This window comes from Flavihumibacter rivuli, from assembly GCF_018595685.2.
Taxonomy (GTDB): domain Bacteria; phylum Bacteroidota; class Bacteroidia; order Chitinophagales; family Chitinophagaceae; genus Flavihumibacter; species Flavihumibacter rivuli.
The window spans coordinates 127,101-140,595 of record NZ_CP092334.1; the positions used below are offsets into that span (position 1 = coordinate 127,101).

10 protein-coding genes are annotated in these 13,495 nt (G+C 48.0%); 4 read left to right on the top strand and 6 right to left on the bottom strand.

The genetic code is table 11. The features are described 5' to 3' along the window. Positions 1-38 precede the first annotated feature (38 nt). The 3 genes from der (at position 39) to KJS94_RS00570 (ending at position 3,931) form a co-directional block, all read left to right on the top strand. Positions 39-1,352 (top strand): ribosome biogenesis GTPase Der, encoded by a 1,314-nt coding sequence (gene der / locus KJS94_RS00560; RefSeq protein ID WP_214446814.1) that lies wholly within the window; start codon positions 39-41, stop codon positions 1,350-1,352. Positions 1,353-1,444: 92 nt separating this feature from the next. After that, a complete protein-coding gene (locus KJS94_RS00565) occupies positions 1,445-1,654 on the top strand; it encodes a hypothetical protein (RefSeq protein ID WP_214446815.1) in 210 nt (69 codons plus the stop codon). Between the two features lie 210 nt (positions 1,655-1,864). Continuing rightward, positions 1,865-3,931, top strand: coding sequence for a hypothetical protein (locus KJS94_RS00570; protein WP_214446816.1), 2,067 nt, complete (start codon positions 1,865-1,867; stop codon positions 3,929-3,931). A gap of 71 nt (positions 3,932-4,002) precedes the next feature. Here KJS94_RS00570 and KJS94_RS00575 read toward each other — a convergent pair whose 3' ends face one another. The 3 genes from KJS94_RS00575 to mgtE form a co-directional block, all read right to left on the bottom strand. Next, entirely contained in the window at positions 4,003-6,201 is a 2,199-nt protein-coding gene (locus KJS94_RS00575) for a DUF4954 family protein (protein ID WP_214446817.1), read from the bottom strand. A 102-nt stretch (positions 6,202-6,303) separates the two neighbouring features. Beyond that, positions 6,304-8,139 (bottom strand): glutamine--fructose-6-phosphate transaminase (isomerizing), encoded by a 1,836-nt coding sequence (glmS, locus tag KJS94_RS00580; protein WP_214446818.1) that lies wholly within the window; start codon positions 8,137-8,139, stop codon positions 6,304-6,306. A 105-nt stretch (positions 8,140-8,244) separates the two neighbouring features. After that, positions 8,245-9,636, bottom strand: a complete 1,392-nt coding sequence (gene mgtE, locus KJS94_RS00585) for a magnesium transporter (protein WP_214446819.1) — start codon at positions 9,634-9,636, stop codon at positions 8,245-8,247. 123 nt (positions 9,637-9,759) lie between these two features. On the opposite strand from mgtE, the gene KJS94_RS00590 reads away from it, so the two are divergent. Continuing rightward, a complete protein-coding gene (locus tag KJS94_RS00590) occupies positions 9,760-10,143 on the top strand; it encodes an SET domain-containing protein (RefSeq protein WP_214446820.1) in 384 nt (127 codons plus the stop codon). Between the two features lie 69 nt (positions 10,144-10,212). Here the strand turns inward: KJS94_RS00590 and KJS94_RS00595 are convergent, their stop codons facing one another. From KJS94_RS00595 to fmt, 3 genes are read right to left on the bottom strand one after another with little or no spacing between them, the layout of a single operon-like run. Then, complete coding sequence (locus tag KJS94_RS00595; protein WP_214446821.1) at positions 10,213-11,625, bottom strand: DUF4403 family protein; 1,413 nt, start codon at positions 11,623-11,625, stop codon at positions 10,213-10,215. A gap of 40 nt (positions 11,626-11,665) precedes the next feature. Continuing rightward, the gene (locus KJS94_RS00600; RefSeq protein WP_214446822.1) at positions 11,666-12,544 is read right to left on the bottom strand and encodes a bestrophin family protein; all 879 of its coding nucleotides are present in this window, start codon (positions 12,542-12,544) and stop codon (positions 11,666-11,668) included. A 3-nt stretch (positions 12,545-12,547) separates the two neighbouring features. Beyond that, positions 12,548-13,495 carry a methionyl-tRNA formyltransferase gene (fmt, locus tag KJS94_RS00605; protein ID WP_239804233.1) on the bottom strand — a complete coding sequence of 316 codons (948 nt, stop codon included), beginning with the start codon at positions 13,493-13,495 and terminating at the stop codon, positions 12,548-12,550.

Genomic DNA, 13,495 nt, shown 5'->3' on the forward strand with positions numbered 1-13,495 from the left:
TACGGGTAATACCGGATTTAATTCTAAAATATTTTGTTATGGCAGGATATACCGTTGCGATAGTGGGAAGGCCCAATGTGGGGAAGAGTACTTTTTTCAATCGTTTGCTGGAACAAAGGAAGGCAATTGTTGATGATGTCAGTGGGGTGACGCGAGACCGCCAATATGGTGTGGCCGAGTGGGGTGGAAAGACCTTCAACGTTATTGACACAGGTGGATTTGTGCCAAAGAGTGATGATATTTTTGAGCAGGAGATCAAGAAGCAGGTGTTGATCGCCCTGGATGAAGCCGATGCCCTGATATTTATGACGGATACCGCCACGGGGGTTACCGATCTGGATGAATCGATGGCAGATGTGCTCAGGCGCACTACCAAGCCTGTATACCTTGCCGTGAACAAGGTAGATAACCATGAGCGGCTTTTAGAGGCAGCTGAATTCTATAGCCTTGGTTTTGAGAAGGTATTCTTTATTTCCGCGATCAGTGGAAGTGGTTCAGGTGAACTTTTGGATGCCGTTATTGAGCCCATTACAGATGAGCAGGAAGCAAAGGAAGGCGATAAGGCCATTCCCAAATTCGCGATCATCGGCCAGCCTAATGTTGGAAAATCGTCCTTATTGAATGCCCTGGTGGGGCAGGAGCGTACCATCGTCAGTGATATCGCCGGTACTACCAGGGATACCATCCATACCCATTACAATCTTTTCCAGAAGGAATTTGTGTTGATCGATACTGCTGGTATCAGGAGGAAACAAAAGGTGCATGAAGACCTGGAGTTTTACTCCGTGATCCGTGCCATCAAGGCTATGGATGAGGCCGATGTTTGTTTGCTGATACTGGATGCGGAAAAGGGAATAACAGCCCAGGACCTCAGCATCTTCAGCCTAGCAGCCCGAAAAGGGAAAGGGGTGGTAATCCTGGTGAACAAATGGGACCTGGTGGAGAAGGAAACCAATACTGCCAGGGACTATGAGAAGATATTGAAGACCCGGTTGGCCCCCTTTACGGACGTTCCGGTAATTTTTATCTCTGCTAAAGAAAAGCTCAGGATATTCAAGGCCATTGAAATTGCCCTGGAAGTGTATGATAACCGCCAACAAAAGATACCGACCTCGCAGCTGAATGAGACCATGTTGAAGGCCATCGCTGCATACCATCCCCCGGTAGTTCGGGGTAATCCTGTGAGTATCAAATATGTAACCCAGTTGCCTACCGTGGTGCCGTCTTTTGCCTTTTTCTGTAATTACCCGGATGATATCAAGACCCCATACCGTAACTACCTGGAAAACAAGCTCAGGGAGCAGTTCAATTTCAGTGGGGTGCCGGTTAGGATATTCTTCCGAAAGAAATAGAAATTGTTAAAAAAAAGCAGCTGGTTACTTGCATATTTCAAATAAGCTTATACCTTTGCACCCGTCTAAAAAACATCAAAACAATTCGAACAATGAAAAAGGTATTCGCTATCATGGCTATTGCTGCCATCTTCGCTGCTTGTAACAATGCTGCTGAAACTACTGAAGCTGCTGTTGATTCTGCTGCTGTTGCTGTTGATTCTGCTGCTGCTGCTGTAGACACTGCTGCTGCTAAAGTTGATTCTGCTGTTTCTGCTGTTGTAGATTCAGCTGCTGCTAAAGTTGATAGCCTGAAGAAGTAATCCTTCTTTAACAATATCACTTCTTGCAAGAAGGCCCCTTTCCATCCGAAAGGGGTTTTTTATTTGCTTTTATCTCTCTTGTCATAAGAACTGGCTTTCAACCTACCAACCGTTCTTTCACTGTCTTTTCTTCCGTTTATTCACCTGAATCAATGGTGTCCCTTGTCCACTAACCCTTTCCGTTCTAGTTTAGGCAACAAATAGGAGTGTATGAAATGGGGTGTGGGATTGTTGGGCTTGCTTATCTTCCAGATGGCAATAGCCCAAAAGAGGTGGACAGGCCTTTCTGGTAATAACTCCTGGGCTGACCCAGGCAACTGGGAATCGGGCCTGGTACCTGTTCCCGGGGAGCAGGTTATCCTGGATAATGCTTATGTGCCTGTAGGGTTTGTGGTTGTGCTTCCGAATACAGCAGTCAGTATTGCTTCACTTACCATTGCCCCGTCTCAGGGTAATGTAATTGAGTTGGTTTTGCCTGCTTCCAATACGATCAGTAGCGCAACCGGCAGCCTGGAGCCAAGGGGCTTTTCAGTTACGGGAAGTGGTTACTCATTGGTATTGGAAAACGGGGCTGTTTTCAGGAATGCTTCCGGTAGCGCATCGGGTTATTCCATTAGGATCGGTGATTCTATCCGGATCAATGATGGGGGGAGGTATATTCACCAAAGCCGTACAGGGCACGCGGAGTTGGTTTCCAGGTTGAGCCGCCTTCCCGGTACTGAAATGGGAGTATTTACCATGGCGAATACAGATGCGGCTTCCACCATTTCCCTTAGTGGCCGGGTATTTGGCTCCCTTGAACTCATTGCAGGAGGAGCTACAGGTATTACCAGTTATTCTTCAACAGGAACCAACCAGGCATTGGTCAGGGGAAATTTTATATTAGGGGAGGGCGTTAGTTTCTCCCTCCATTTCAGCGATACCTTGTTCGTCGGGGGTAATATGGAATTGTCTGGTCCGGTCCTCAACCTGGCTAGCGGTAACCGGTCTTCTGTGATCAGTCTTAAGGGAAACCTGCTGCAGTATAAGGGCTCCTTGAATGAGACCAATCAACTGGGTCAAACAGGTACCATTTTCCTTAGTGGGGTTAAGCCGCAACTATTGGATTGCAGGGGGGAGTGGAAGGATAGTGTGATCCTGAAGGTTAGGAACATGGCTGGTGTAAGGTTGGTTTCTCCTCTTAGCCTGCCCTATCAGTTACACCTGGAAAGGGGAGTGGTAACTACTTCACAGGGTGCGATCCTGGCCCTGGAGGCCAATGCCAAAGTGTTGGTGGATTCTGCCAGTGACCAGTCCTATATTGAGGGGCCGCTGCAAAAGAAAGGATTGAACAAAGATGCTTTTTTGTTTCCGGTGGGTAAGGATGGAAAGCAACGTTGGCTGATGGTAAAGGAGGCCATGGGTGATTTCTCGGTTACCTATTGGCGTAAGGATCCGGATGGTTTGGGAGGTAGTATAGGTCCGGGGCTAGACCACATATCAAGTAATGAGTATTGGGAGATAAAGGGAAGTGCAGGAGCAGATGCGGTAGTTGCCCTTTCATTTGATCATGAATGGAGTGGTGGTGTAAACGAACTGGCCAGTTTAAGGGTAGCAGGATTGCAATCCGGTATTTGGTCTGACCTGGGGAATATTGCCGTCACCGGCGCTGCCCTTGCTTCAGGTTCAGTTACAAGCCAATGGCGCACCACTATCCCCATTCCTTCAGGATATTATACTCTGGCCAGTTCAACATTGTTTGCCAATCCATTACCCGTGGTATTCCATGGTTATTCCTGGCAAAAGCGCAGCGGACGATGGTGGTTAAGGGTTGAACTTGAAGCTGAAATGGGTGACATGGTCTTCCTGGAAGAAATGTTTCAGTCAGTTGTAAGGGGGAGCCTGGATAGTATGGTGGCTTCGGGTGGTAAGCGCATATATGAGTTCCTTTTACCTGAGGGACTGGGTAATATCCGCTTAAGGGTAGGCATCCGGCAGGAAAATGGGAATAATGTATACGGCCCCATTATTCCTGTACCAATGGAATATCAAAGATATGGCAAGGCCTGGCTGGTGGATGAACCATCAGGCAAGCAACTTGTCATTGCAGGTAGGTACAGGGAGTTGGTACAGGTGTGCGTGTATGATAGTTATGGCCGATTATTAGCGAAGCAGCAAATGTCATTGGGGGAAGGGGTGACGAGATTTCCCTTACCGGCTGCCGGCAGGACTGGTTCCCTGAAGTTTATAATAGTGTTGTGGGGATCCGGGGATCGTTTGTGGCTGCAATACTTTTAATGAGCCTGCCCATTTAAGTTTGAAAAGGGAATAGCTGGATTACCTGCTATTCCCTTTCTACTGGCAGCTGCCTATTTTTTCAACAAGGCATTGATGGCTCTTTTGTATTGCTGGGTCGCTTTCTGGTCTTCCTGGATGAAGCCATTGTCTTCAAGTTTCCCGATCACTGTTTCCATTTCCTGGTCATTGTCGTAAACCATTTTCCGGAAAGCGTTTTGGTAATCCTTTTTCCTGGATAAAACAATATTGTCGCTTAGTTGCTGGCGAATGGCCGTGCTTTCTTTCAAAAGGTCAACCAGTTCACTTGCACTACCTGAAAGATCAATGCCATATACCTCCTTAAAGGTGGCCAGGGCATGGTTGAATTTTGCTGAATGATATTGTTCTCCTTGTTTCTGGTAGAATTGGTGTAACTGTTCCCAGTTGCGGATCTTGCCTTGTTTTACCTGTTGAAGGCAATGCTCGATAACCGATTTTTCGATCAGCTGACCACCAATGTTTTCAAATGACTTCCTTACACCAGCTTTGGGCAGGGCGGATTTGATTCCTGAGAGGGTAGTGATCTTGTTTTGTTGTGCAAAAAGGAGGATCTCGCGGGCTGTATAGTAGCGGATCAGTTTATGGTACCATTGATAGGCCATCCCTGCCTTAATGATCACCGCTGGCCTCTGGCTGTTTTCTGCCTTATCCAGAAGGATGGTTAGTGTTCTTAACTCCGGGCTATCCTTTTCCAATAGCTCCCTGCCCTTTGCGATTACGGCTTCCTCACCCGGCAGGATCTGCTTGTTGGCGCTATACCATGCTTTACCAGCGGCTTTTGCAATCAGTTGAAGGGCCACTACTATTTCATTTACGCTATCTGGTGCCAGGTAGTCATACTCGATCAACTGGGTCTTATCTGTCCTCTTGTCCCTGTCGATATATTTCCAGGAATTCCTTGCAAGGGCGTACATGTTGTATTGAAACCAATAGCCAGGCATGATGACCAGCCTGTCATTGGTAACATCATTGCTGATCAGGGAGAAGGGAAGGTTGATATTCAGTTCAGCCGGGAAATCTCCTTTGGCCAGGATGCTGTAGGTGGCAAACCTGGAGTTGTGCTTAAGGCTCACACATAGTCCTGGCCAAAATCCCCTGCCAGCAATAAGCTCCCCATCCGCTCCCCTTGAGTTATGGTTGGAGCCAATGGTTGCCCCTGCTGCCATATTGCTCTGGCCCATTACGAGTGCGGCACAAAGAAAGGAGTTGTTGTGGTGTTGTTCGTGGGCCGGAAAGATCAGGGAGTTCAATACTTCACAGCAGGAAATGGTGGCATTGTTTCCCAGGTAAGAGTTGATCAGCCTGGCCCCATATTTCAGCTGCGAGTGCGAAGCCATGAAGAATCGAACTGCCTTCACACCATAAAAAATCCTACACCCTATGCCTATAATGCCATTCACCAATTCACACCCTTCCCCTATCTGTGTTTTGGCATCGGGGTTGGAGTTGATGGTGAGGTTCTTTAACTTGTTTGCCCCTTTGATATAGGCGTCGGAACCAATCCAGACATCCTTGATGATCCTGGAGTTTTTAATGACGGTCCTGTCACCGATATTGCCATAATACCCGCGTCGATTGTCGAAGCGTTCCTGGGTAAATTCTACAAATTTCTGCTGTAGTTCTGAGTCCTGCCGGTGGCGTGTCCATAGGTAGGCATCACCCGGCAGCATGCCATCGAATGGCAGGATCTTTCTTCCCCCGTTCTCATTGCATACTTCCAGCCAGATCCTGATATTTTCCTGTTCGCCTTCTTTCAGGATACCATTCCCGAACTTGGAATGGTTGGTGGTGGCCAGCTCATTGATATTGACGAGTATCACCTCGCTGCCAATGATGTAATGGGAGAGGTAGTTAACATTGTCGATCACTACATTGTCCCCGAAATCACAGCTGATAATGGTGCTGTTGTAAAGTCCAACGGGCATTCGGAGGTTGTTGAACTCAATACAATAGGGTTCCAGTTTGCCGATCCTGACAAGCCCAAAGAACTTACAGTTCTTGACCAGTTCCGGATTGAAAGCATCGGATACCAGCAACTTATTCCAATCATCGCTTTGGTTCCGGTTGCGTACCAATACTTCTATCTCATAGGCGGTAAGTTGGCGGTAACTGATGCCGCTTTTATTCTGTTTGTTGCGGAGGTAGTATTCGTCCTTACCCTTGGGAAGGAAGTTGGATGGGATAAAGTCATAACCCAGTGCGGACAGCGGGCTCTTCTTGATAATGTTCATGATGCAATTATCTGGTAATATACTTGATCACAAAAACCAAAAAGGCACCTGCCATTTTCAAAAGATGCGGGACAAGTGCCTTTTTTCATATTTTTTCCTTTGTTATTCTACTGTTACACTCTTGGCCAGGTTGCGGGGTTTGTCAACATCCAAACCTTTTGCCACGCCAATGTGGTAAGCAAGCAACTGCATAGGGATCACATTGATCATTGGGGCGATCAATTCATCTGCAAAGGGGACGGTAATGATATCATCTGCGAGTCCTTTTGCTGATTCATCCCCTTCACTAACCACGGCAATGACCTTTCCTTTCCTTGCCTTGATCTCCTGCATATTGCTGATCACTTTTTCGTGGTAGGCATCCTTGGTGGCTACGAATACTACCGGGAGTTTCTCATCAACCAGCGCAATTGGCCCGTGTTTCATTTCAGCAGCCGGGTAGCCTTCAGCATGGATATAGGAGATCTCTTTGAGTTTAAGCGCTCCTTCGAGGGCAACAGGGAAGTTGTAGCCCCTTCCCAGGTAGAGGAAGTCGCTGGCGTCCTTATATTTTTCAGCAATGGCCTTCAATTGCTCGTCCTGTTGTAGTACCAGTGATACCTTTTCAGGTACATCGTTGAGTTCATTCAACAGGTGCATGAAGCGCTTGTCATCTATCGTACCCTTCATTTGTCCGATCTTGAGGGCGATCATGGTCAGTACCGCAAGTTGGGCGGTAAATGCTTTCGTACTGGCAACGCCGATCTCCGGTCCGGCGTGCGTATAGGCGCCGCCGTGGGATGTCCTGGCAATGGAGGACCCCACTACGTTCACCACACCCAGGATGATCGCGCCTTTTTCCTTGGCACTTTCGATAGCTACCAGGGTATCCGCTGTTTCCCCGCTTTGGGAAATGGCGATGATGACATCCCCTTTATGGACAATGGGGTTCCGGTACCTGAATTCAGAGGCGTATTCCACTTCTACCGGTATCCTGGTCAGTTCTTCGAAGATGTACTCTGCTACCAGTCCGGCATGCCAGCTTGTTCCGCAAGCGATCATGATGATGCGGTTGGCGTTCACCAGTTGGTCGGCATATTGCTGGATACCACTCATGGTAATGGAGCCAACAGTGGCATCCATTCTTCCACGCAAGCAGTCAAAAATGGTATGGGGTTGTTCGAAGATCTCTTTCAGCATGAAATGATCGTAACCGCCTTTCTCAATAGCCGCAAGTTCCATATCCAGCTTGGTGATGAAGGGGGTTACTTTCTCATTACCAAGGTTCTTCAGGACCAACTCATCTGCTTTGATGATGGCGAGTTCATAGTCATTGACATAAACCACTTCCTTGGTGTATTCGATGATCGGGGAGGCATCGCTGGCTAGGAAATGTTCACCTTTGCCAATGCCAATGACGAGGGGAGAACCTTTGCGGGCGGCAATAAGCGTTTCCGGGTCATCTTCGTCCATCAATACGATCACATAGGCGCCAACCACGCGCTTCAGGGCAATACGAACAGCCTCTTCCAGAGGGCAGCCATTGTTGATACGGATGTCTTCAATGAAATTGAGCAGGACCTCAGTATCTGTGTCGCTCGTAAAATGATAGCCCTTATTCACCAGTTCCTGTTTGATGGAAGCGTAATTCTCGATGATGCCATTATGGATCATGGCGAGTTTGCCGCTTTGGGACCGATGGGGGTGGGCATTGCGGTCACTGGGTTCGCCATGGGTCGCCCAGCGTGTATGGCCAATGCCGATATTCGAGTGAAGGTCTTTTCCAACCAGGGTCTCTTCCAGGTCGGCTACCTTTCCCTTCTTCTTGTAAACTTTAAGCCCGTTATTCAACAGTGCCACACCAGCACTGTCATAACCGCGGTATTCCAATCTTTTCAATCCTTTGAGGATAACAGGATAAGCTTCTTTGTGCCCTATATAGGCTACTATTCCACACATAAATCTTTCTTAGTGGTTTAGATTAAGTTGAATGATATTTTGCGCGACAATATTAATCAAAATTCAGCGATAGCGGTTTTTTGCGGGGTGATATGTCTTATATAGCTATAAAAGCAGTCCCTGCAGGAAGAAATATGCAACAGAAAAATAGATAATAAGCCCTGTTACATCAACCAGGGTGGCTACAAATGGCGCTGAAGAAACGGCTGGGTCGGCCCCCGCTTTTTTCAGTGCCATCGGAAGCATGGAACCGCTCAGGGTACCCCAAAGTACTACACCAATCAGTGACACTCCCACAGCTGCCCCGATTTCTACATAATGCTGGCCGTAAACATCAGGAAAGAACTGGGACCATACCAGTACCCTCAGGAAGCCAATGCATCCCAGCACCGTGCCCAATAACAAGCCTGAAAGAATTTCCCTTCTCATCACCCGCCACCAGTCACTGACGGTGATCTCGCCTACTGCCATCGCCTGGATAATGAGGGTGGACGCCTGTGAGCCGCTATTGCCTCCACTGGAGATGATCAATGGCACAAATAATGCCAGTACTACCGCCTTCGCTATCTCATCTTCAAAATATCCCATGGCCGTGGCTGTTAGCATTTCCCCAAGGAACAAGACCACCAGCCAAACGATCCTCTTCTTAAACAACTTGAGAAGGGGCATTTCCAGGTAGGGCTCGTCAAGGGCTTCTGTACCACCGATCTTCTGGATGTCCTCGCTGAACTCTTCATTCGCCACCCAAAGCACATCGTCGATGGTGACAATGCCCAGCAAGATATTGTTGTCGTCCACCACCGGAAGGGCAACCCTGTTATTCATCTTGAATGTCTGGTTGGCAACTTCCTGGTCGTCATTTACATTAAGGGCGATATAACGGTTATCAATGATCTCACTGACCTTCTTTTCCGGGTTGGTCAGGATAACCTCCCTTATCCGCATATCGTCAACGAACTCACCTTTGTCATTCACCACATAGATCACATCGATGGTTTCGCTATCCTTGCCAACCTCCCTTACATGTTCCAATACTTCCCCCATGGTCCAGTCGGCATTTACTGCTATATAGTCCGGGGTCATCAATCGGCCAACACTGCCTTCCTTGTACCCCAGTAGTGACAGGGTTACTTTTCTTTCTTCCGGATCAAGGGTTTTGATCAGTTCTTTCACCACTTCGCTGGGCAGCTCTTCGAGAAAGTCGGTACGGTCATCGGCAGGCAGTTCGTTTAGAAGTTCTGCAGTGGTGAAAGGAGGCAGTTCCTGGATAATTGCCTTCTGGAGGGTGATGTCCAGGATCTTGAACACACTTGCCGCCCGGTGGGTGCTCATGTTCCCAATGATCTGGCTGGCATAGTCAGAGTATTCACTGACCAGTTCTGCCACATCGCTGATGTTCTGGTTGTTCAGGAAGTCCCGGATACGTAGCTTGTCTTCGACCTTGATCAAGGATTCAAACTGCTCACTCATTGAAGGTTTTTCCAATTCAACTGACATGACGCAAAACTAGTTGAAATGGCGGATTGGGGCGGTTTGAAATTTATGGGCATCTTCCCTTTACAAGTAATATAGGCAAGGTTTGACTTGGCTGGCAGGCAGGAACCGGGGTATTTTTGTGCCATGATTCTACCATTCCTGTTCATTGCCCCGACTGAGCATATGGGGCGAGGTGTCTTTACTGCTGAAGATATTGCGCCTGGTACCCTTGTGGAGATCAGCCCTGTTATTGTCATGGGCCCGGAAGACAGGCAGCATCTTGACCAGACCCTCCTGCATGATTACATTTTTGAATGGGGGGAGGACAGGAAATCATGTTGCATGGCCCTGGGTTATGTACCCATTTACAACCACAGCTATAACAGTAACTGTGAATATGAAATGGATTTTGAACATGACCTCATCAGGATCAAAACCATGAGGGCGGTCAAAGCTGGTGAAGAACTGTTCATTAACTACAATGGGGACTGGGATGACCAGCAACCTGTATGGTTTGATGTGAGGTAGAAAGCCTGGAAGGATGCCATCGGCCAATTGAAAGACCCGGACGAATCAATCAATTTCCTCCGGACCATGTTAGTTTAGCCTGCCAATGATAAGGGTGGCTTTTCCAGTGGCATTCGCCTGTACACTCACATGATCCTTGTCTATCACCAGCGCATTCAATCTCAGGTCAGATGTGTTGCCTTTTATTTGAACGCCCTGTACAACAGTACGGTTGAGCGAACTGTCCAGCATGGCTTTGTTCTTGCGGTACATGTCCGCCACATTGACCCTTGCCTTTTCCCTCAGTAAAGCGATGATCTTCTTGTTAAAGAAGGTTTTGCCCAGGGTAAGGGAGAGGTTGGAAGAGTTCAGGTCATAGTCCAGGTCGGGTACCAATAATACCTGGTTCGAGCGGTCAAGAATGGGTGTGCCTTTCAGGTAGATCGTGCCTTTTTTTGTGCCTTTAAAATCGATCCTGAATTCGACCTGGTGGTGATCCAGTCCTTTAACTGACACTTTCTCAATCGCTATCTTTTCTCCATTCGTTTCAACAACGCGGTTGCGGAGTGTTGTGGTCAGGATGGAGTCAATGGTCCCGTAGTCATAAACAGCGTTAACGGTTAGGTTTATGCCTTCGGGAATAGTGCCGTTTTTCAGGGGAGGCAAACTGGTTGTACGGGTATGGTTGGTACTATCGGAACTCAATGCCGGATAGCAGGCAAGGGATGCTACAAAGTTGAGCGTATCGTTGCTGTAATTGATAGGGCTAACACTAACCGCCGCTGGATTTAGATTCATGTATCCATAACCTGCCATAGGTATCTTCTTGCCCACCTTTTCGGCTATTGGTAACAGTAGATTGTCGAATCGCATTGTGGCAATCCTCTGGTCCAATGACTGCCCGAAAGCCCTGGAGGAAGCAGCAATGGAGTCTATGATCATGGCGGTTATGTCTGTATTGAGGATGGTTACCAAACAGCGGTCTGCAGGTGTTACCTTGTTTACCCTGGTGATGGTCCTAATGGTATAGTCGGGTTGAAATACGAGGTCGGTACGCATGCTGATGGTAACCTTGCGTAAAGCTTCGTTTCCAAAGCCACAACTACCGCTAACCCATGGTGAAACGGGTTGTCCCATCACACAAACGGTTTTACTGCCGGCAACCTGGTAGGCCCCATTGATAGTCAAAGTAATGCTGTTGTTCGTGCAGTTGAACTGCATATTGTTGCGGACAAACCTGCACTTGTAACGGAAATCGCAGCCGGATGGGTAGTAGTTGGGCCAGCCTTCGGAAAGGATTTCCCTTGGGGCCATTTGGTCGGCCATTACCATGAATGGTTTTACATAGGCCCTCACAGGGATATTAAACTGTGAAACCGGTACCGGGGGAAGTGACTTCCCGATCATGGTTTCATCAACAAGGGGCTTCTTTACTGCACATCCCGCAAGCATCAGGGACAGGCCTATCATGACGATCGCTATGATTGCGGTAGCGGGTTTCATATGGGACTTAAAAAGAATTGGCATGGTGGGTAACAAATGGTCAATGAAGGAGCTCACATACGTGGACGCGGATATTGTCTGCTATTTTTGAAGTAGGGACATCGTTTGCGTCATTTCCAAAAGGGTCTTCTATCTCTTCCCCAACCATTTCTAAACTGGCAAGGACATAGAAAATAAAAGCCACTACTGGTATTACAATATACCCCAGGCTGAATACGAAGCCCAGGGGCAGGGTCATCACATAAAAGAAGATGAATTTTTTAAGGAATGAACTATAGGAAAAAGGAATGGGAGTGTTCTTTATCCTTTCGCAGGCGCCACAGATATCAGTGAAAGCGGTCAGTTCGTTGTTCAATATGATCAATTGGTCGCCGGAGATTGAGCCGTTCTTATATAACTCATGGGTTCTTTTGAAGAGCATGTTGGCCACCTGGTTAGGCAGGTGCCTGGAATGGTCAAGGTCAAGGTCCTCATGGGGCGATTCATCCAGGGCAAGCCTGGTAGATTCACTCTGCAGGTGGTTTCTAAGTACCTGGGCATACAAGGGAATCGATTTGCGGAAAAAAGACCTGTTTACCACATCGTCTGGGGCAAGGATATTATTGATCTTGATGGCAAGGTTCCTGCTGTTATTGGTGAGGGCACCCCAAAGTTTCCTTCCTTCCCACCAGCGGTCATATGCGGTATTGGTGCGGAAAACCAATAACATGGAAATGACAAATCCCAACATGTTGTGCATGAGGGAAATGTTCTTGATATGACTTTGTTCTGATAGCTGGAGTACTTCAACTTCAAGAAAGGCTACCAATGCCGAATAAGCTGAAATGGCAAGGATGAGGGGGAATAATTTCCTTACCGTATCGGCTTTGTGAAAGCGGAAGATGAAGGTGAACCAGTCTTTGGTATCGTAGCTGATCATGTTTTACGCTTGTTGAAAACGGTACCCCCTCAGGAAGTCCCCGATTGGCATTCGCTTCTTGCCTTGTAACTGTATCTCGGACAAATGGAGATAGCCATCCTTGCCTGCAAATTTCAGGTAGGTCTTGCCATCCGTTTTAAACTGTCCGGGGGAGATATCGGGTCGCGTATGCTCCTTGCTCGCTGCGAACACTTTAAGGATTTTGCCTTCCAATTGGGTGAAAGCAGCTGGGTAGGGAGAAAGACCGCGAATGAGGTTATTGATTTTGTCTATTTCCTGCTCCCAATTGATGGTGCAGGTTTCTGTAAAGATCTTAGGGGCATGGTGGGGCTCCCTTCCCAGTCGGTTGATCAGGTCATCCTGTGGAACAGGCTTTACTTCCCCGGTTGCCAGGCCTTTGATGGTCTTTACCAGTAAGTTGGCGCCCAGGATCTTCATGCGGTCATGCACGGACCCTGCGTTTTCTTCCGGACCGATGGCCATGGATTCCTGTAAGAGGATATTCCCTGTGTCAATGGCGTGCTGCAACTGGAAAGTGGTTACCCCGGTTTGTGATTCACCATTGATGACAGCCCAATTGATGGGAGCTGCCCCTCGATAGTCCGGTAATAAGGAACCGTGGACATTGATGGTGCCCATAGGCGGCATATCCCAAACGATCTCAGGCAGCATCCTGAATGCCACCACAACCTGCAGGTCTGCCTGCAACGCCCTGAGCTCTTCTATAAATAGAGGGTCTTTCAGTTTAACGGGCTGCAATATGCGAAAACCTTTCTCCACTGCATACTGCTTTACAGCACTTTGCTGGAGTTGCATGCCCCTTCCCGCAGGTTTGTCAGGGGCAGTTGCCACTCCCGCGATAGTGCATCCAGCCTGGACAAGGGCATCCAGCGAAGCAACGGCGAACTCTGGGGTGCCCATGAAAACGATCTTCAATGATTGGTAATCCAT